Source organism: Serratia marcescens subsp. marcescens ATCC 13880, assembly GCF_017299535.1.
In the GTDB taxonomy this organism is placed as follows: Bacteria; Pseudomonadota; Gammaproteobacteria; order Enterobacterales; family Enterobacteriaceae; genus Serratia; species Serratia marcescens.
This window is the reverse complement of the sequence record NZ_CP071238.1, coordinates 2,689,048-2,705,960: the sequence shown is the minus strand read 5'-3', so window position 1 is coordinate 2,705,960 and position 16,913 is coordinate 2,689,048. Positions and strand designations below refer to the sequence as shown.

The 16,913-nt window shown below is 58.8% G+C and carries 17 protein-coding genes; 4 read left to right on the top strand and 13 right to left on the bottom strand.

What is annotated here, in order from left to right; genetic code table 11:
- Positions 1-28: 28 nt before the first annotated feature.
- Together ydgU and asr are read right to left on the bottom strand one after the other, a co-directional pair.
- The gene (gene ydgU, locus J0F90_RS24925; protein ID WP_455677416.1) at positions 29-109 is read right to left on the bottom strand and encodes a small membrane protein YdgU; all 81 of its coding nucleotides are present in this window, start codon (positions 107-109) and stop codon (positions 29-31) included.
- Positions 110-195: 86 nt separating this feature from the next.
- Entirely contained in the window at positions 196-471 is a 276-nt protein-coding gene (asr, locus tag J0F90_RS12920) for an acid resistance repetitive basic protein Asr (RefSeq protein ID WP_033640174.1), read from the bottom strand.
- A gap of 184 nt (positions 472-655) precedes the next feature.
- Here asr and J0F90_RS12915 point away from each other — a divergent pair, with 184 nt between their 5' ends.
- The gene (locus tag J0F90_RS12915; RefSeq protein ID WP_033640175.1) at positions 656-1,561 is read left to right on the top strand and encodes an alpha/beta fold hydrolase; all 906 of its coding nucleotides are present in this window, start codon (positions 656-658) and stop codon (positions 1,559-1,561) included.
- Between the two features lie 168 nt (positions 1,562-1,729).
- Here J0F90_RS12915 and J0F90_RS12910 read toward each other — a convergent pair whose 3' ends face one another.
- The 4 genes from J0F90_RS12910 to folM all read right to left on the bottom strand — a co-directional run bounded on the left by J0F90_RS12910 (position 1,730) and on the right by folM (position 6,088).
- Positions 1,730-3,229 (bottom strand): carboxypeptidase M32, encoded by a 1,500-nt coding sequence (locus J0F90_RS12910; protein ID WP_033640176.1) that lies wholly within the window; start codon positions 3,227-3,229, stop codon positions 1,730-1,732.
- A 34-nt stretch (positions 3,230-3,263) separates the two neighbouring features.
- The gene (gene rstB / locus J0F90_RS12905; RefSeq protein WP_033640178.1) at positions 3,264-4,568 is read right to left on the bottom strand and encodes a two-component system sensor histidine kinase RstB; all 1,305 of its coding nucleotides are present in this window, start codon (positions 4,566-4,568) and stop codon (positions 3,264-3,266) included.
- Positions 4,565-5,290, bottom strand: a complete 726-nt coding sequence (gene rstA / locus J0F90_RS12900; protein WP_004938307.1) for a two-component system response regulator RstA — start codon at positions 5,288-5,290, stop codon at positions 4,565-4,567. Before rstA ends, rstB begins: the two co-directional genes overlap by 4 nt.
- Before the next feature lie 75 nt (positions 5,291-5,365).
- Complete coding sequence (folM, locus tag J0F90_RS12895) at positions 5,366-6,088, bottom strand: dihydromonapterin reductase (protein WP_016927586.1); 723 nt, start codon at positions 6,086-6,088, stop codon at positions 5,366-5,368.
- Positions 6,089-6,272: 184 nt separating this feature from the next.
- Between folM and J0F90_RS12890 the strand changes: the two genes are divergently transcribed.
- Positions 6,273-6,683 (top strand): hypothetical protein, encoded by a 411-nt coding sequence (locus J0F90_RS12890; RefSeq protein WP_004938301.1) that lies wholly within the window; start codon positions 6,273-6,275, stop codon positions 6,681-6,683.
- A 168-nt stretch (positions 6,684-6,851) separates the two neighbouring features.
- Here the strand turns inward: J0F90_RS12890 and J0F90_RS12885 are convergent, their stop codons facing one another.
- The 3 genes from J0F90_RS12885 to ydgH all read right to left on the bottom strand — a co-directional run bounded on the left by J0F90_RS12885 (position 6,852) and on the right by ydgH (position 10,139).
- Positions 6,852-7,337 carry a hypothetical protein gene (locus J0F90_RS12885; RefSeq protein ID WP_033640179.1) on the bottom strand — a complete coding sequence of 162 codons (486 nt, stop codon included), beginning with the start codon at positions 7,335-7,337 and terminating at the stop codon, positions 6,852-6,854.
- A gap of 215 nt (positions 7,338-7,552) precedes the next feature.
- Positions 7,553-8,944 (bottom strand): amino acid permease, encoded by a 1,392-nt coding sequence (locus J0F90_RS12880; RefSeq protein WP_033640180.1) that lies wholly within the window; start codon positions 8,942-8,944, stop codon positions 7,553-7,555.
- A 244-nt stretch (positions 8,945-9,188) separates the two neighbouring features.
- Entirely contained in the window at positions 9,189-10,139 is a 951-nt protein-coding gene (gene ydgH / locus J0F90_RS12875) for a DUF1471 family protein YdgH (protein WP_033640181.1), read from the bottom strand.
- A 537-nt stretch (positions 10,140-10,676) separates the two neighbouring features.
- Here ydgH and pntA point away from each other — a divergent pair.
- Together pntA and pntB are read left to right on the top strand one after the other, a co-directional pair.
- A complete protein-coding gene (gene pntA, locus J0F90_RS12870; RefSeq protein ID WP_028128335.1) occupies positions 10,677-12,206 on the top strand; it encodes a Re/Si-specific NAD(P)(+) transhydrogenase subunit alpha in 1,530 nt (509 codons plus the stop codon).
- 10 nt (positions 12,207-12,216) lie between these two features.
- On the top strand, positions 12,217-13,611 hold the full coding sequence (pntB, locus tag J0F90_RS12865) for a Re/Si-specific NAD(P)(+) transhydrogenase subunit beta (RefSeq protein ID WP_033640182.1): 1,395 nt from the start codon (positions 12,217-12,219) through the stop codon (positions 13,609-13,611).
- Between the two features lie 55 nt (positions 13,612-13,666).
- Here pntB and uspE read toward each other — a convergent pair whose 3' ends face one another.
- The 4 genes from uspE to J0F90_RS12845 all read right to left on the bottom strand — a co-directional run bounded on the left by uspE (position 13,667) and on the right by J0F90_RS12845 (position 16,856).
- Positions 13,667-14,629, bottom strand: a complete 963-nt coding sequence (uspE, locus tag J0F90_RS12860; protein ID WP_004938281.1) for a universal stress protein UspE — start codon at positions 14,627-14,629, stop codon at positions 13,667-13,669.
- A 126-nt stretch (positions 14,630-14,755) separates the two neighbouring features.
- On the bottom strand, positions 14,756-15,520 hold the full coding sequence (locus tag J0F90_RS12855) for a fumarate/nitrate reduction transcriptional regulator Fnr (protein WP_004938278.1): 765 nt from the start codon (positions 15,518-15,520) through the stop codon (positions 14,756-14,758).
- A gap of 280 nt (positions 15,521-15,800) precedes the next feature.
- Positions 15,801-16,325: a methylated-DNA--[protein]-cysteine S-methyltransferase gene (gene ogt / locus J0F90_RS12850; protein WP_004938274.1), complete on the bottom strand. Its 525-nt coding sequence runs from the start codon at positions 16,323-16,325 to the stop codon at positions 15,801-15,803.
- Between the two features lie 219 nt (positions 16,326-16,544).
- Positions 16,545-16,856, bottom strand: a complete 312-nt coding sequence (locus tag J0F90_RS12845) for a hypothetical protein (RefSeq protein ID WP_033640183.1) — start codon at positions 16,854-16,856, stop codon at positions 16,545-16,547.
- Positions 16,857-16,913 lie beyond the last annotated feature (57 nt).

The window sequence follows — 16,913 nt, the reverse complement described above, 5'->3', positions numbered from 1 at the left end:
AATAATTTCCCGCCGGCAACGCGGCAGGCTACAGGTAAAAAAAGACGGCGATCAGTCCGCAAAGGATCAGGGCGGTCAGAACGATCTCGAACAGGTAGCGGCGCAGCATCAATGAGAACCCCCCGATGAAAAAACACCCGGCGAACCGGGTGTCGTACACGTCAAGCCTGAAGCGATGAGGGGACCCTCACGTCATTACGCTTTTTTGTGGCTGGCTTTCTTGTGGTGCTTTTTAGCCGCCTGGGCCTTTTGAGCCGGGGATTTCTTCGCGGCTTTTTTGTGATGCTTCTTGGCCGCCTGCGCTTTCTGTACCGGTGCTTTTTTGCCGTGGTGTTTCACCTGAGCTTTAGCCGGCGCAGCGGTGGCGGTGGTTGCGGTAGCCGCAGGTGCGGTGGTGGCAGCCTCGGCAGCGAAAGCCACGGAAGACAGACCCATTGCAGCGGCAACAACCAGAGCTAATACTTTTTTCATCGTAGAATCCTCAACATGACTTTTGGGTATCAACCCCACTGCGGGGCCGTTGAAATGATAGTAGGCAAACGGCGCCCGGCTTTCCGTGAGTGATTGGTTTCGGCATGTAACCTAATGTACAGGGCGGCGGCGGCGAGGGGATTGCTGCTATAATGACCGCCAGGCACGGTAAAAGAGATTTAAAATGAACGAGATAGTGATTCGTTGTGGCGTGACCGAACAGGGCGAGGTGCCGCTGGCCTATGAGGACTGGGGCGATGAGGCGCACCCGCCGTTGCTGCTCATCATGGGCATCGGCGCGCAGCTTCTGTTGTGGCCTGACGACTTCTGCCGCGCCCTGGTGGCCCAGGGATTTCGGGTGATCCGTTATGACAACCGCGACGTCGGCCTTTCCGGCAAAACGCAGGCGCAGCGCACGCAGCCGTTGTGGCTGCTGATGCTGCGCGCTCAGCTCGGCTGGCAAACGCCGGTGCCTTATACCCTGGGGGACATGGCGACGGACGCGGCGCATCTGCTCGATCATTTACGCATCCCGCAGGCTCACGTACTGGGCGCTTCGATGGGAGGGATGATCGCCCAGGTGCTGGCCGCCGAATACCCGCAGCGCGTCGCCTCGTTATGCATCTTGTTCTCCAGCACCAATCAGCCGCTGTTGCCACCGCCGGCGCCTTCGCTGTTGTGGCTGTTGGCGCGCCGGCCGGCGGCCGATTTGACGCTGCAGCAGCGCCACGAGGGAATGAAGGCCTTCCTGCGCGCGCTCGGTACCCGGTTTTACCCGCCGGAGGAGGCGGAACTGGATGCATTGGTTAATCGGCTATTGAAGCGGGGCGTGGATCCCGAAGGCGTGCAGCGGCAACTTTCCGCGTTGCTCGGCAGCGGCGATCTGCGTCGCTACAGCCGGCGCATAGCCGCGCCGACGCTGGTCATTCACGGCGATCGCGATCGGCTGGTGCGCAAGGCCGGCGGGGTGGCGATCGCTCGGGCTGTCGTCAACGCCAAATTGCATATTATGCCGGGCATGGGGCATGACCTGCCTGCGCCGTTGAGGCCTCAGCTGGCGGCGATGATCGCCCGTCATGCGCTGGGATGAGAAGCCGGGACGCCGGCGTTTTTTGCCATTTTAGTTACAACATACTAATGATGAGTAGCCACCCGCCACTCTGCGGCCAAGGCGTTGTCGGCAGGGAACGTGCGCTATGAAACATTATCCGGTCATGCAGACGGAAAAAGGGCGCGGCTGGGGCCGCGCCAGGAGAGATTACAGGTAGCGGTTTTCCAAATGCTGGCGGAAGTAGCGTGGGTTGAGCGCTTCGCCGGTCGCATTGACGATCAGCGTCTCGGTCGGGAAACGGCTGCCGTGGCGCCAGATGTTGTGCTGCAACCAGTGGAACAGCGGCTGCAGGTTGCCGGCGGCGATATCTTCGCTCAGCGAAGGCAGGGCCTGGCGCACGCTGTGGAACAGCTGCGCGGCGTACATCGCGCCGAGGGTGTAAGTCGGGAAGTAGCCGAAGGCACCGTCGGTCCAGTGAATATCCTGCATGCAGCCATTGCGGTAGTTGCCGATGGTGTCGAGGCCGAGGTAAGCACTCATCTTCTCATTCCACAGCGCCGGAATGTCTTCCACTTCGATATCGCCTTCGATCAGCGCTTTTTCAATTTCGTAGCGCAGGATGACGTGAGCAGGATAGCTCACCTCGTCGGCGTCGACGCGGATCAGGCCCGGTTTAACGCGCTGGTTGAGGCGAATGAAGTTGGCTTCTTCCAGCGCCGGCTGTTCGCCAAACTGTGCGGTGACTAACGGACGCAATATTTTCAGGAATTCATTGCCGCGCGCCAGCTGCATTTCGAACAGCAGGCTCTGTGATTCGTGGATAGCGGTGGAACGGGCCAGGGCGACCGGCTGGCCGAGCAGATCGCGCGGCAGGTTTTGCTCGTAGCGAGCGTGGCCGGTCTCGTGCACGATGCCGAGCAGCGCGGTCAAAAACTCTTTCTCGTTGTAACGCGTGGTGATGCGTACATCTTCCGGCACGCCGCCGCAGAACGGGTGGGCGCTGACGTCGACGCGGCCGTTGTCGAAGTTGAAACCGAGCAGTTTCATCACGCTCAGGCTCAGCTGACGCTGGGTGTCCACATTGAATGGACCTTGTGGCGCCTGGCAGGGCTCATTAGCCTGTTTGGCCACCACGCGCTGCAACAGATCCGGCAGCCAGGTTTTCAGATCGCCGAAGATGCGGTCGAGATCGCTGCTGCGCATGCCCGGTTCATACAGGTTAAGCAGGGCGTCGTAACGGCTGGTGCCGGCCGCCTGCGCGCGGATCTGCGCCTCTTCCCGACTGAGCTTGACCACCTCGCGCAGATTCTCGGCGAAGCCGTCCCAATCGTTGGCCGGGCGTTGGGCGCGCCAGGCGTGTTCGCAGCGCGCGCCGGCCAGCGACTTGGCTTCGACCAGCGAGGCCGGCAGCAGCACGGCGTCTTCATACTGGCGGCGCATTTCGCGCAGGTTGGCGCGGTCGATCTCGTCCAGCGTCTCTTGCTGCGCGCGATCCAACAGCGCGCCGGTGCTTTCCGCCGTTAAAATCTGGTGCTGCAGCACGCTCAGCTCAGCCAGCGCCTCGGAACGTGCCTTGCTGCCGCCCGGCGGCATCATGGTTTGCATGTCCCAACCGGCGATGGCGGACAGGTGGCCGAAACGCGACAACCGGCTGAACAGGGCGCGCAGGTGATCGTAAGCAGACGTGTTGGAATGTGCAGATGTCATTATTATTCGGCTCCAATGAGAAGGTCTGGCGGCATTACGCCAGATCGGCTTTTAAACTGAATGTCGGCTTTACCGGCCAGCAGAAACGGAAACTGGCGCCGCCGAGCGAACTGCCTTCGACGAACACCTGCCCCTGGTAGGCGACGGCGATGGAATGGACGATGGCCAGCCCCAACCCGCAGCCGCCGGTAGCGCGATCGCGGCTGGGGTCGAGACGGACGAAAGGTTCAAACACCCGCTCGCGCTCTTCCGGCGGGATACCTGGCCCGTCATCCTCGACCTGCAAGCAGGCGAGGTCGCCGTCAAACCACAGGCCGACGCGCAGACGCTGTTCGGAATAGCGCAGCGCGTTGTTGACCAGGTTGTCGAGCACGCGCTCCATCAGGCGCAGATCGACGCCGCCGAAGTCGCCGACGTGCGGGATATCGAGCTGGATGTCGCGTTCCTGATGAATAAGACGGATATCATCGACCTTGTCCTCGAGCCATTTTGGCAGATCGATGGGTTCAATGTTTAACGCAACCTGCGGGCGATCCAAACGGGCATAGGTCAGCAGCTCGTCGATCAGCGACTCCAGCTGGCCGATATCGCGGTTCAACGCCTGCTGCTCGCTTTCGGACAGGTTATCGCTCATTTCGAGCCGGTAACGCAGGCGCACCAGCGGCGTGCGCAGCTCGTGCGCGATGCCGTCGATCAGCTGTTTCTTGCTGGCGATCAGGGTGTTGACGCTGTCGGCCATCTGGTTGAACGCCACGCCGAGCCGGCTCAGGCTGGAGGTGGGATCGAAGTGGGTGCGTTCATCCAGGTGCCCGGCGCCGAGTCGCTGGGCGGCGTTTTCCAGCTTCAGCAGATCTTGCCAGTGCGGCCGCATCCACAGAAACACCGGCAGCGCCAGCGACATGCCGATAAACACCAGCAATACCAGATCCAGCAGGCGCATCTGGTGCAGATAGAACAGATAAGGAATGGGGCCGACCACCAACACGTAGTGGCTGCGCGGAATGCGCTGCATAAAGGTGTACTGATCGTCGAGGGCGATGATTTCCCCCAGCCGCAGCCGTTTTTTCAGATCCTCGCTCAGCTCCTGTTTGCCGAGCGGTTCGATATGCAGTTTGAACGACAGGTTGAGATCCAGCGTGGCGATGGTCTTGTTCCAGTCCTTCAGCGGGATTTCGCGCAGCTCGCTGCGCATCAGGTACAGCGAACTTTTCATCAGATCGTCCATCGACTGGCGGCCGGCGCGCTCGGCGGTCACCTTGTACACCAGGCCAACCAGCATCGCCATCACCAGAAAACAGACGAACAGCAACAGGAAGAACTGGACGAAAAGTTTTCTCATTGTTGCACCGATGCCCAGGCATTAGGGGCGAACAGATAACCTTTATTGCGCACGGTCTTGATGCGGAACGGCTCCAGCGCGTTGTCGTACAGCTTGCGGCGCAGGCGGGAGATCGCCACGTCGATACTGCGGTCCATACCGTCGTAGCTCACGCCGCGCAGGTTTTGCAGCAACGCCTCGCGATCCATGATCTGCCCGGCGTGGGTCGCCAGTTCCCACAACAAATCGAAATCCGAGGTGGACAGGGTGATCGTTTCTTCGCCCAGCGTGACCTGCCGGTTGACCGGATCGATGCACAATAGCCCAAAATGCAGCGCGTTATGCTGGGTGAGCGGCTGAACCGACTCTTCTTTCGGCTGCTGGCTGTGTTGGCGCAGGTGCAAACGCAGGCGGGCCAGCAACACCGCCGGCGGCGTGGTTTTCAGGATATAGTCGTTGGCGCCCATCTCCAGCGACAGAATATGGTTCATGTCGCTGTCGAGCGAAGTGAGCAGCACGATCGGGCCGGGGAAGGTCGGGCGCAGATCGCGGCACAGCGTCATGCCGTCTTTGCCGGGCAGCATGATGTCCAGCAGCACCAAATCGGGTTGCTCGCGCTCGATGCGCGCCTGCGCGCTGTCGCCGCGCGGTTCGATCAGCACCTCGATGTCGTGTTTGCCCAGATAGGCGGCGATCAGTTTGCCGACTTCAGGATCGTCTTCCACAAAAACAATTTTATGCATATGCCCGTGTTTTAATAAGAAAAGCGGATTTCAGCATAGCGCGGCCCACAGCGAAGCGCTATGCGGATCTTTGCCTCAGCGCAGCGGCCGCCCGCCGTCGACGCCGTGGGTGCGGCCGGTCACGTAACGGCTCTCCAGCAGGTAGTTCACCAGATTGACCACTTCGCTCTCGCCCGGCGCGACCTTCATCAGCGATTTCGCCAGCGCTTGTTGGCGGTAGGCCTCATCGTCGCCCGGATTGAAGATGATCAGCGCCGGCGCGATGGCGTTGACCTTCACCTCCGGCGCCAGCTTGCGGGCGAACGAGCGGGTCATATTGTCCAGCGCGGCCTTGCTGGCGGCGTAGGCGATATGTTTGTCGCTGCCTTTTTCCACCACGTAGTCGGTCAGATGGATAATGTCCGCGCCTGCCTGGCCCTGGCCGGTCAGGCAAGATTCGAGCAGTTGGTTGAGCAAATAGGGCGTATAGACGTGAATTTGCAGCATCGCCGCCATCACTTGCTCCGGCGGCACTTCCGCCGACTCGGCCTGCCAGGCGCTGGCGTTGTGGATCACTGCGCGCAATTTGGGCGCCACCTGCCGTACCTGGTCGGCGAAACGGTAGATGCCTTCGTGCGTGGAAAAATCGCCCTGAATGCAACTGGCGCCCAAGGCTTTCAACTCGGTCATCGCCGGATATTCGCTGCGATAGGCAATGATGACGGGAACGCCGCGCTGGAGAAACGCTCTGGCGAGCGCCAGCCCGATGCGCCGCGCGCCGCCGGTAATCAGCACCGGGGCAGAGTTGGGGTGTTCCATTGATTAAAGCTCCTGGACAGACTGGCAAACAATAGGGGAATTATGCCATCATACGGCGGAAAGTCGTTAAAGCTTCGCATGATTATCCATTTCTGGATGTAAGATCCCCAATGCGTTTCAGGTTGCCGCCCGGCGGCGGCTTGAAAGACCACGGGTTAACACTGGCCATGAGAGGAATGAGGGGATGAACAGCAATCACCTTGCATCCATCGCGCGCAGTGAGAAAATCTGTTTTGACTATATGGATTTTCTGTCCGCATCGTGCAGGAAGCACTGGCGCTTTGTTGATGCTATTTATGGTGTGATGCCGATCTTCGGCATGGTGTTAAAATCGCGCGTGACCACGTCACAAACGCGCAAAGAGCAGTTGAAAGAGCTGGCGCTGCAAGTGGTGTCGACACAGGTCAGCGATGAAACCAATATCGTGCGCCTGATTGACCTGGCGCAGCAGCAGGGCCTGACGGTGTTTGATATTCAGTTGCCCTATGCGCTGGAAGCGCAACAGCTGGCGGCCATTCAAAAAGAGTGCGAGGAAGGCATTGCGATCGCCCTGGTGGGTGAGCGCATGACCATCACCATTCCCCCTAAAAGCTGACCGGGTGTATCGACCCGGCCGCCCGTTCATGGTTAGGCAATTGACTTACCGCGATGGCCTAACCATGAATGTGAAATTTCGCGCCGCGTCACGGTCGGCGTCAAACCTTCATCCCATCACTCAATTCATTCATTGGCGGATTACCCTCCTCAGGGCGTTGTGTCGTTTTTAATGCACGGTGGCGGAATGGTTGCCAGCAGGCGCGCAGATGCCGGTTTCCGGCAGCCGATGTTCGCGCAGCACCTGCAGCGTTTCTATTCGAAAGCGCAGCAGGTGCCGCTCGGCGGCCTGCTGCATTTGTTCGCACAGCGAGGTATCGTCCATCACCTGTTCGATGGCGAGCCGAGCCTGATGCACATGCGGCTCAACGCCGCGGAGGGGCGTTTGCCGCAGGCGCAGATGGGTAATGTTGTTGAATGTGACGATCAACGCGGCCAGGGCAGACTCGAAAATATTCAGTGCGTTAACTCTGGCGGCATATTCCACATTCAGCCAGGGTTTCTCGGCGATGATCGCCTGAGCGACGCCCAGCGCCTGCTGATAGTGCATCATCGCCAGGCGATCGCGCCGCTGATTGAATGCCGTGTTGCCCTTGGCGATCAGTGCTTCCCAAGCGGCAAACAAGGGTAATGCGTGCAGCAGTTTTTCAGCCATGAAATGCCTTCCATTTTCAGCCTGTCCAAACCCGCCTCCTGACGCCTCTCGGCGGGGGCACTCGTGTCTTACCGTCAATGCTTGGATGATAATGATAATTAATTGCATTTGAAATCGCAAGCGGAGCCACTGACGGATCAATAACGGGGAGCGGGGTAAGAGGAAGGGCGAGGAAACGAAATGCGGCTGACGGGCAGCCGCATGGGAAGGCGATTTTAGTGCAACATAAACCAGCCGGCAGGCAGCGTGGCCACCAGCAGCAAGAAGATGCTGCTTTTTTCCAGGCGATTGAGCAGATTGATATCCCGATGGCCGCGGCGGGCATACATGAACACCAACAGCCCTGGCGCATACAGCAGCACCGACATCAGCAGGTGCATCAGCCCGGAAGCATACAGCAGCCACAGGCCATAGACGCAGGCGCCGGTGGCGGCGAAGATCAGGCGTTTGTCGCGGCGGCGGTAAGCCACCTTGAACAGAAATGCGCCGACCAGGAAGTAAGGCACCAGGATCATTTCCGAAGCGATGGTCAACAGCGAGTTGTAGTTGCTGCCGGTCAGCCAGATCAGCACCAGCGCCAGCTGCACCGCGATATTGGTCAGCCACAGCGAAGAGGACGGGGCGTGATGGCGGTTCTGCTTGCCGAACACGCGCGGAAACGCGCCGTGCTGCGCGGCCAGCAGCGGCACTTCCGCCGCCATGATGGTCCAGCTCAGGTAGGCGCCGCACACGGAAACGATCAGGCCGGCGGCGATGAGCACGTCTCCCCACGGGCCGATCAGTTCTACCATCAGCACCGCCATCGACGGATTGCGCATCTCGGCCAGTTCGCTGCGCGGCACCACGCCCAGCGACAGCAGCGTGACCATCAGATACACCGCCAGCGCCGACAGCACCGCCAGCATAGTGGCGCGGCCCACGTCTTTCTTATTGCGGGCGCGAGCGGAAACCACCACCGCGCCCTCCACGCCGATAAACACCCATAGGGTGATCAGCATGGTGTCCTTGACCTGTTCCCACACCGGTTTGCCGAGGGCGACGCCGTTGAAATCCAGTGTGAACACGTCCATTTTAAAGGCGATCGCCGCCAGAACGGCGAACATTCCCAGCGGCAACAGCTTGGCGAGGGTGGCCGCCAGATTGATGCTGGCGGCGGTTTGCACGCCGCGCAGCACCAGCGCGTGCACGATCCACAGCAGGGCGGATTCGGCGATCAGCGCCTGCCAGGTATTGCCGTCACCGAGGATAACGTTGCCGCCGCGATCGGTGAAAATGCTCAGCGCCGCGAACACGATCACCAGATACGAGACGTTGGCGATCACGGCGCACAGCCAGTAACCCCAGGCGGAGCAGAAGCCCACCAGTTCGCCGAATCCTTCTTTGGCGTAGGTGAAGATGCCGCCGTCCAGATCCGGACGCAAACGCGTAAGCAACAGCATGGCGAATGCTAAAAACAGAATGCCGACGCCGGTGATCCCCCAACCCAGCAGCAGCGCGGCGGGGCTGGCGACCTGCGCCATGTTTTGCGGCAGACTGAACACGCCGGCGCCCAGCATCGAGCTGAGCACCAAAGCGGTTAGCGCGGTAAGACCGAGTTTTTTTTCCAATGACGGATCCTGAACGCAGAATAAACAACTGGAAGGGAACTGCTTGGCTGCAACAATGTATTAACAACCACTGCGCGAATAGACAATAGCCCTAAAAATTGGCGCAAATTCTACGGAGGGATGATTAGAGATGCAATGATTGAATATGCGGAATTTACAAAAAACTATTCAACGCGCGATGGAAAAAGCGGCAATAAAAACGGGCAGCTCAAGGGCTGCCCGATGGTAAACCTAAAAACGGGTTTTATTTGAACAGATCGGCGCTGACGGTCAGGTTGCCGCCGCTCTTGTTCTGCCACTGGCGAGTGACGTGGTAGTACTTGGCGCCTTTCTCAGCCGCGCGTTTCGCCACTTCGGTGGAGACATCGGTCATGCTGTTGAAGTGGCCGGTGAAGGTGACGGAGTCGAACGGCACCATCTGCGCGGCGGTCACGTTGTTCACTTCCTGGATCTTGGTGCCGTTAGGCAGCGTGACGGTATAGCGTTGGCCGGTAGAGGACTGGGTTTCGAAGAAACGGCCCACTTCGCGGCTTGGCGAACCAGAAGATGCGACGCCAGGGATTTCGACTTTCGCGGCTGCGGCGCCGCCGGCGGCCAGCGCGGCGCGGCCGGCGTCAGAATCGGCCGGAATGGCGTCCGGGCTCTGCACGCGGCGTTTCGGCGCATCGGCCTTATAGATATAGGCGGTGACGAACTGGTTGCCGCCGGAGTTGGCGTCAACCTGGCGCACGATGAAGAAGGATGCAGCGCCTTTTTTCTTCGCTTCTTTGGAGATGGCGTCGTTGATGTCCGGCTGGCTGCGGTAGAAGCCGCTGACGCTCACGGTATCGTAAGGCTCCAGCAGGTAGGCTTCCTCTTTAGGCAGTTCATTCACGCCGTTAAATACGCGGTATTTTGGTGTTTTGCTCACTTCTGGCGCATCTTTATGATAAAGGTCTGCGGTGACGCGCCAGTTGCCGCCGTTGTTGCTGTTGTTGCTGTCCTGGATATAGAAGGAATCGGCACCCAGTTTGTCTGCACGGCGGGATACGGCGTCGACGGCTTCATTGATGGCATTGAAGCGGCCGGTAATCGTGATGCGATCAAACGGCTTCAGCACCGCTGCTTTCTCAGGAGTTAACTCTTGCGCCGCATGAGCAGACAGCGCGGTGAGTGATAACAAGGCTGACGCGATGATCGTGGTCTTCAGCTTCATAAAAAATCCTTTCGCCTAGCGCATTAACGTTTATAACGTACTGAACTGTTTAAGTGTAATTCAGCCGTCGATTATTACATGTAATTCTGAAAACTGTCTCAGCATTTTATGTTATCCCGTGCGACAAATCGGTGACGGTGACGCGTGTCGCACGGATGGCGCCACCGTCATAAGTTTCCATAATAACGGCTTGGGTGTCATTAATGTTAATTATTCACAAAATGATAACTTTTATGCTTTTCCGCCGCGCATGGCCATAATTCGTTACGCCAGGCGTAAACCTCTTGCCACGCAGAATACGCTGTTCTGTATGGATTTTTTCACAGTAAATTGCGATTTGTCATATCACGCGCGGCGTTTTTATGTAAAAACAGGGCTGAATGCGTAAGCAATTATGGATCATCGACCTTATTTTCAGTAGGTTATAGTTGGCGTCTGAAATCAGTGCGGGCAAGTTAACGCTTCGCCCGCCGGCGGCGCCGTGCTATGGGCAGGAAAATAATAAACATCATCCAAGACAGGTGAGAAGGGAACATTATGCGTATTGGTGTACCAAGAGAGCGGTTGGCCAATGAAGCCCGGGTCGCAGCCACGCCTAAAACGGTGGAACAACTGCTGAAGCTGGGTTTTACCGTCGCGATTGAACGCGGGGCGGGCAAACTGGCCAGTTTTGAGGACGTCGCCTACGAAGCCGCCGGCGCGGCGCTGGTCGACGAAAACGAAGTGTGGCAGTCGGATCTGATCCTGAAAGTCAACGCGCCGCAAGACGACGAGATCGCCTTGATGCGCGAAGGCAGCACGCTGGTCAGCTTTATCTGGCCGGCGCAAAACCCTGAATTGATGGCCAAGCTGGCGGCGCGCAACGTCACCGCGCTGGCGATGGACTCGGTGCCGCGCATCTCGCGCGCCCAGTCGATGGACGCGCTGAGCTCGATGGCCAACATCGCCGGCTACCGCGCGATCGTCGAAGCGGCGCATGAGTTCGGCCGCTTCTTCACCGGCCAGATCACCGCCGCCGGCAAAGTGCCGCCGGCCAAAGTGATGATCATCGGCGCCGGCGTGGCCGGCCTGGCGGCGATCGGCGCTGCGGGCAGCCTCGGCGCCATCGTGCGCGCCTTCGACACCCGCCCGGAGGTGAAAGAGCAGGTGCAGAGCATGGGCGCGGAATTCCTCGAGCTGGATTTTGAAGAGGAAGCGGGCAGCGGCGACGGCTACGCCAAAGTGATGTCCGAAGCCTTTATCAAGGCCGAGATGGCGCTGTTCGCCGCACAGGCGGCGGAGGTCGATATCATCGTCACCACCGCGCTGATCCCGGGCAAACCGGCGCCGAAGCTCATTACCAAAGAGATGGTGGCGTCGATGAAGCCGGGCAGCGTGATCGTCGATCTGGCGGCGCAAACCGGCGGCAACTGCGAACTGACCGTGGCCGACACCATTACCGTGACCGACAACGGCGTGAAAATCATCGGCTATACCGATCTGCCGAGCCGCTTGCCGACCCAATCTTCGCAGCTGTACGGCACCAACCTGGTCAACCTGTTGAAGCTGCTGTCGAAAGAGAAAAACGGCGAGATTGACATCGATTTCGACGATACGGTGATCCGCGGCGTTACCGTGGTGCGCAGCGGTGAAATCACCTGGCCGGCGCCGCCGATCCAGGTCTCCGCCCAGCCGAAAGCGGCGCCCGCTGCCGCACCGGCCGCCAAACCCGAAGCCAAACCGACCTCGCCGTGGCTGAAGTATGGCCTGATGGCTCTGGCGATCCTGCTGTTCGGCTGGCTGGCGGACGCGGCGCCGAAAGAGTTCCTGTCGCACTTTACCGTGTTCGCGCTGGCCTGCGTGGTCGGTTACTACGTGGTCTGGAACGTCAGCCATGCGCTGCATACCCCGTTGATGTCGGTCACCAACGCGATCTCAGGGATTATCGTGGTCGGTGCGCTGCTGCAGATCGGTCATGGCGGCTGGGTGAGTTTCCTCTCCTTTATCGCCGTGCTGATCGCCAGCATCAACATTTTTGGTGGATTCACCGTCACTCAGCGCATGCTGAAGATGTTCCGCAAGAACTAAGGGGTAACAAATGTCTGGAGGATTGGTTACAGCTGCATACATTGTTGCCGCTATTTTGTTTATTTTCAGCCTGGCGGGCCTGTCGCGTCATGAAACGTCGAAGCAGGGCAACCTGTTCGGCGTCGCCGGCATGGCGATCGCGCTGATCGCCACCATCTTGGGGCCGGATTCCGGCAACGTCGGCTGGATCATCATCGCCATGATCATCGGCGGCTCGATCGGCGTCTATCTGGCCAAGAAGGTCGAGATGACCGAAATGCCGGAGCTGGTGGCGGTGCTGCACAGTTTCGTTGGCCTGGCGGCGGTGCTGGTCGGCTTCAACAGCTACCTGGATCACGGCGCGCCGATGGAGCCGGTGATGGCGAATATCCATCTGACCGAAGTGTTCCTCGGCGTCTTTATCGGTGCGGTGACCTTCACCGGGTCGATCGTCGCCTTCGGCAAGCTGCGCGGCATCATTTCTTCCAAACCGCTGATGTTGCCGAATCGCCACAAGCTGAACCTGGCGGCGCTGGTGATCTCGTTCCTGTTGCTGGTGGCGTTCGTGCGCACCGACAGCGTGGGCTGGCAGGTGGTAACGCTGCTGTTGATGACGGCGATCGCGCTGGCGTTCGGCTGGCATCTGGTCGCCTCGATCGGCGGCGCCGACATGCCGGTGGTGGTGTCGATGCTCAACTCTTACTCGGGGTGGGCGGCGGCTGCGGCGGGCTTCATGCTGAGCAACGATCTGCTGATCGTCACCGGCGCGCTGGTGGGCTCTTCGGGGGCGATACTGTCTTACATCATGTGCAAGGCGATGAACCGTTCGTTTATCAGCGTGATCGCCGGCGGTTTCGGCAGCGACGGCTCTTCCACCGGCGACGCCGAAGAGATGGGCGAATACCGTGAAACCACGGCGGAAGAGGTGGCCGAGCAGTTGAAGAACTCCACGTCGGTGATCATCACCCCGGGCTACGGCATGGCGGTGGCGCAGGCGCAGTATCCGGTGGCGGAAATCACCGAAAAACTGCGGGCGCGCGGCGTGAAGGTGCGTTTCGGCATTCACCCGGTCGCGGGGCGCTTGCCGGGCCACATGAACGTGCTGCTGGCGGAGGCGAAGGTGCCGTACGACGTGGTGCTGGAGATGGATGAAATCAACGACGATTTCCCGGATACCGACACCGTGCTGGTGATCGGTGCCAACGACACGGTGAACCCGGCGGCGCTGGAAGATCCGCGCAGCCCGATCGCCGGCATGCCGGTATTGGAAGTGTGGAAAGCGCAGAACGTAATCGCGTTCAAACGCTCGATGAACACCGGCTACGCCGGCGTGCAGAACCCGCTGTTCTTCAAGGAGAACACCCAGATGCTGTTCGGCGACGCCAAAGACAGCGTGGAGGCGATTCTGCGGGCGCTGCAGAAGTAAAATTGGGCAACCAAAAAAACGGGCCGCTTAGCGGCCCGTTTTTTATGCGCGAAGGTTAATCTTCGTCGTCATGCTCGTCATCTTCATCCGCCTCGATCGGGCAGTTGAAGTTTTCCGGTTTAATCACCAGCAGGTCACATTTCAGATGATCGATCACATGTTCCGCGGTGTTGCCGATAAAGGCGGCTGAAATGCCGGTGCGGCCCAGGGTGCCCAGCACCACCACGCCGGCCTGCAGATGTTCGGCCAGATCGGGGATTACCTCTTCCGGCAGGCCTTTTTCCACGTGGGTGAACTCTTCCTTAATGCAGAATTTCTGCCGCAGCGCCTTCATGGCGATCAGATGCTGGCCGCGAATGGCGTCGTTGTAGACGCTCGGGTCGAAGTCGGGCAATTCGATGGCGATGTTGATCGGGGTAACGGGATAGGCGCCGACCAGATGAACCTCGGTCTGGTTGACGTTTTGCGCCAGTTCGACGGTTTCTTGCACCAGTTTGATATTGAGCGGGTCGTGATAGGGTTCCTCGCTGGCCAGGTTGACCGCCACCAGCGCCTTGCCGCCTTCCGGCCAGGGCTGGTCTTTCACCATCCACACCGGGCAAGGGCATTTGCGCAGCAGGTGCCAGTCGGTGGGGGTAAAGATCACCGACTCTAACCGATCGTGTTGGTGCGCCATTTTCAGCAGCAGGTCATGTTGGCCGGAAAGCACTTCCTGAATGATGGCTTCGAAGGGGCGGTTATGCCAAACCACTTTGATTTCGATCGGCACGCCGTCGTTGAGATAGAAGCGGCACTGCTCGTTGATCCAGGCGGCGCGTTGGCTGATCACACCTTGCCGCATCGCCGTTCTTTCATCCGGGGAGAGCAGGGTCGTCATTTCGTAAGAGAAGTCGTAGATGGGCAGGAAGGCCTTGATGCGCCCGCCGTTCCGTTTTACCAGGTACACGGCGCGGCGCAATGCCGGCTGATCGTCCTGATTGGGGTCAATAGCCACCAGAAGATTCTGATACTTCGCCATAGGGCCTCCTTACAGCTGAAATCAACAGTCTGTTAATTTACAGAGTAACCCAACATTGAAAAACAGAACAACAACGGAAGCGTGCCGGATCAACAATTTCGGTGAAATGGTGATCCGGCGGGGGAATCAGGCGTTGACGGTCACGTTGATGCGCGGCGTACCGGCCAGCACCGACAGCGCGTCGGCGTTTTCGATGGTGATGTATTTGCCTTTCACGCTGAGGATTTCACTTTTCTGGAAGCGGCCCAGCAGGCGGCTGATGGTTTCCACCGTCAGCCCAAGGTAGTTGCCGATGTCGCCGCGGGTCATGGTCAAACGGAACTCGCGCGGTGAGAAGCCGCGCTCCGCAAAGCGGCGCGACAGGTTGTAAACGAACGCCGCCAGGCGTTCTTCGGCGTTTTTCTTCGACAGCAGCAGGATCATGTCCTGGTCGCCTTTGATCTCGCCGCTCATCAACCGCATGATCTGCTGGCGCAGGTTCGGCATTTTGCCGGACAGATCGTCGAGGGTCTCGAACGGGATCTCGCACACCATCGAGGTTTCCAGCGCCTGCGCGAAGCTCGGGTGCTTCAGGCCACCGATGGCGTCGAAGCCTACCAGGTCGCCCGCCAGGTGGAAGCCGGTGATCTGCTCATCGCCTTGCTCGGTGATGGTGTAGCTTTTAATGGTCCCGGAACGGATCGCGTACAGCGATTTCAGCTCGTCGCCGGCCTTGAACAAGGTCTGGCCTTTCTGGATGGGCTTCTTCCTCTCGATAATGTTGTCGAGCTGGTCCAGCTCGTGAGCATTGAGGGTGAAAGGAATGCACAGCTGGCTGATGCTGCAGTCCTGGCAATGGATCGCACAACCACCAGACTGGATACGACGAATCACGCGTTTTTCCGGGATCATAGATTACGCTCATTCAATAATTGATATGAGTCAATTTTAACATCTTTTGCTGCAGCTGATAAGGGTGGCATTAACATGAATAGGGGTACTGTGTGCGAATTTTGCGCACACATGCCGCCGATTATTCTGTATCGGACTGAAGTTATGAGTATTATTTGTGACTTATGCGTTTTATTCACACAGGTTATTAATAGTGCCCAGCGGGCACGAGCGCGGCGTTGAGCAATGTGCTTTATTAAGCAGCGCCAAACAATGGCGCTGCTTAAGCCGATCGCAGCGGCTACAGCAAACTTTTCGGCAGGTAGCCTTCATGCTGCAGCAGCCATTGCTTGCGCTGTACGCCGCCGGCATAGCCGGTCAGCGCGCCCTGCGAACCGATCACCCGGTGACAGGGCACCACGATGCTGATCGGATTTGAACCGTTGGCCATGCCGACCGCGCGCGAGGCGGTCGGACGGCCGATACGTTGCGCCAGCTGGCCGTAGGTCAGGATCTCGCCGCAGGGGATTTGGCGCAGCTGTTGCCACACGGTGCGCTGGAACTCGGTGCCGGCGGTCATCACCGGCAACCGATCGATAATGCTCAGTTCCCCGGCGAAATAGCGTTGCATGGCGTCGGTCAGCCCGCTGGGATCGCGCTGCTCGCGCAGAGTGAAGCGATCGGCGCGGTAGTGGGTGTTCAGCAGCTTCATCAGGCGCGCTTCGTGATCGGTCCAGTCGATCGCCCGCAGGCGCCCCTGTTCATCGGCGATCAGCACCAGTTCACCCACCGGCGTCGCGGTACGATCAATCAAAAAAGTCTGCATCTGGATCACTCCTCGGTTTAGTGTGGCGATTATCGCATGAAACGGAGGGAGATGATGGCGGATTTCGGACATGCTGATGGGCAACCGCAGGGTTGCCCGAATAGCCGGCTTACGGTAAGGCGGGGAGTTATTGTGCGATAAATTTATAAAATAAATTTATAATTCATCAAGACGAGCCGTGCCTTGTTTATTATTTAAGCAGGCAGTGCCGCTTTGCGGTTACTTATAGCTGATAGTCACGCGCTTTAAATGGGGATCGTTATTCACCATCTCACTGCTGACGGCAGAAACTAATTCTTTTGGCATCTCTGTTAACGAAGAGGATATATACCCGTTCTGATATTCCGTCACTTTACCGAAGCAGTTGGAGATAAGCTTTTCATCCTGATGTTTGACGGTGCAGGCCGGCGTGGTAATGGCGCCGGTGAAGCGCACGACGCCGGAGGCGACCTGACTGCCGGAAAGCGGTTTTGCTTGCAGAGCGAAGGGCAGAATGACCAATGCGCTTAATACGGCTAAGTAATGGTTCATATGCTGTTCCTTTCAGAGTAAAAACACTGCCAATTAAAAAACAAGCGCGCTTGTTTT

Bases quoted from the DNA above. Each gene is read 5' to 3' on its own strand.
- ydgU (WP_455677416.1), bottom strand. From the start codon at position 109: ATGCTGCGCCGCTACCTGTTCGAGATCGTTCTGACCGCCCTGATCCTT.
- asr (WP_033640174.1), bottom strand. From the start codon at position 471: ATGAAAAAAGTATTAGCTCTGGTTGTTGCCGCTGCAATGGGTCTGTCT.
- J0F90_RS12915 (WP_033640175.1), top strand. From the start codon at position 656: ATGAACGAGATAGTGATTCGTTGTGGCGTGACCGAACAGGGCGAGGTG.
- J0F90_RS12910 (WP_033640176.1), bottom strand. From the start codon at position 3,229: ATGACATCTGCACATTCCAACACGTCTGCTTACGATCACCTGCGCGCC.
- rstB (WP_033640178.1), bottom strand. From the start codon at position 4,568: ATGAGAAAACTTTTCGTCCAGTTCTTCCTGTTGCTGTTCGTCTGTTTT.
- rstA (WP_004938307.1), bottom strand. From the start codon at position 5,290: ATGCATAAAATTGTTTTTGTGGAAGACGATCCTGAAGTCGGCAAACTG.
- folM (WP_016927586.1), bottom strand. From the start codon at position 6,088: ATGGAACACCCCAACTCTGCCCCGGTGCTGATTACCGGCGGCGCGCGG.
- J0F90_RS12890 (WP_004938301.1), top strand. From the start codon at position 6,273: ATGAACAGCAATCACCTTGCATCCATCGCGCGCAGTGAGAAAATCTGT.
- J0F90_RS12885 (WP_033640179.1), bottom strand. From the start codon at position 7,337: ATGGCTGAAAAACTGCTGCACGCATTACCCTTGTTTGCCGCTTGGGAA.
- ydgH (WP_033640181.1), bottom strand. From the start codon at position 10,139: ATGAAGCTGAAGACCACGATCATCGCGTCAGCCTTGTTATCACTCACC.
- pntA (WP_028128335.1), top strand. From the start codon at position 10,677: ATGCGTATTGGTGTACCAAGAGAGCGGTTGGCCAATGAAGCCCGGGTC.
- pntB (WP_033640182.1), top strand. From the start codon at position 12,217: ATGTCTGGAGGATTGGTTACAGCTGCATACATTGTTGCCGCTATTTTG.
- uspE (WP_004938281.1), bottom strand. From the start codon at position 14,629: ATGGCGAAGTATCAGAATCTTCTGGTGGCTATTGACCCCAATCAGGAC.
- J0F90_RS12855 (WP_004938278.1), bottom strand. From the start codon at position 15,520: ATGATCCCGGAAAAACGCGTGATTCGTCGTATCCAGTCTGGTGGTTGT.
- ogt (WP_004938274.1), bottom strand. From the start codon at position 16,325: ATGCAGACTTTTTTGATTGATCGTACCGCGACGCCGGTGGGTGAACTG.
- J0F90_RS12845 (WP_033640183.1), bottom strand. From the start codon at position 16,856: ATGAACCATTACTTAGCCGTATTAAGCGCATTGGTCATTCTGCCCTTC.